At 61.9% G+C, this 1,273-nt stretch carries 2 protein-coding genes; both read left to right on the top strand.

Annotated features, from left to right (window positions below):
* Window positions 1-60 precede the first annotated feature (60 nt).
* A complete protein-coding gene (locus ACIBI9_RS67935) occupies window positions 61-363 on the top strand; it encodes a transposase (protein ID WP_397239709.1) in 303 nt (100 codons plus the stop codon).
* Window positions 363-1,235, top strand: coding sequence for an IS3 family transposase (locus tag ACIBI9_RS67930; protein WP_397239711.1), 873 nt, complete (start codon window positions 363-365; stop codon window positions 1,233-1,235). The genes ACIBI9_RS67935 and ACIBI9_RS67930 overlap by 1 nt, the downstream gene beginning before the upstream one ends.
* Window positions 1,236-1,273: the final 38 nt, after the last annotated feature.

The following is a 1,273-nucleotide window of genomic DNA, read 5'->3' as shown; positions in this document are numbered from 1 at the left end:
CTGAGGTTCCCCCAGTTCTCCGGACACTTGACCTGAGGTCACCCTTGATCATCAGGAAGGATGTCCTTCATGCCCGCACCTCACCCTCCCGAGTTCCGGCGCCGCGCGGTCGAGCTTGCGCGCCAAGGTGACAAACCGCTTCTCCAGCTCGCCAAGGATCTGGGCGTCAGCCGGTCGTGTCTGCAGAACTGGCTCAGACAGGCCGAGGTCGAGGAAAACGGCGGCGTCGGCGAACAGTTGACCAGCGCGGAGAAGAAGGAACTCGCCGAGCTACGGCGCCGCAATAAACAGCTGGAGATGGAGAACGACATCCTCAAGCGGGCGGCGGCGTACTTCGCCCGGGAGAACGTCCTCCCAAAGTAATCTACTCGCTGGTCCGTGAGCTTGCCGATGACCATATTCCGGTCGCGGTGGCCTGCCGAGTACTCCGGGTGTCGACATCGGGATATTACGACTGGCTCGGTCGGCCCGAGCCGCCACGTGCGCTCCGCAACAAAGAACTCACCAAAATAATCCGTCAGGTACACGCGGACTCGCGTGGCAGTTACGGCTCGCCGCGGGTGCATGCCGAGCTCACGCTCGGGCTGGGCGAGAAGGTCAACCGCAAGCGCGTGGAGCGGCTCATGCGCGAGGCCGGCCTGCAGGGCGTGTACCGGCGCAAGGGCCGCCGCAACCTGGTCAACCAGGCTACCGAGGAGGACCTGGTGCAACGCGGCTTCGACGTCGAGGCGCCCGATCGGCTGTGGCTGACCGACATCACCGAGCATCCCACCGGCGAAGGGAAGCTGTATTGCGCCGCTGTGATGGACGCCTATTCGCGCCGGATCATCGGCTGGTCCATCGACGCTCGTCAGAATACCGAGCTGGTGGTGAACGCGTTAGCGATGGCCGTGGCCCGGCGAAAACCGGACGCGCGCTCGACCATTCTGCATTCCGATCACGGTACGCAATACACGTCTTGGGCCTTCGGCAAGCGTTTGCGAGATGCTGGCCTTCTCGGATCGATGGGAACGGTTGGTGACTGCTATGACAATGCGATGATGGAGTCGTTCTGGGGAACGATGCAGCTCGAACTTCTCGACACCAGAATCTGGAAAACACGCGACGAACTCGCTAACGCCATCTTCGAATGGATTGAATGCTGGTACAATCCCTACCGACGCCATTCCGGCATCGAAATGCATAGTCCCGTCACGTTCGAGAGCTTCTACCGGCCCTCAGACACCACTGAGTGACCTCACCTCGGGTGTCCGTGCTACTGGGGGAACCTCAC

Source organism: Nonomuraea sp. NPDC050451, from assembly GCF_044458585.1.
Note: the sequence above shows the minus strand (reverse complement) of the source record. Positions and strands in the feature narration are given on the sequence as shown.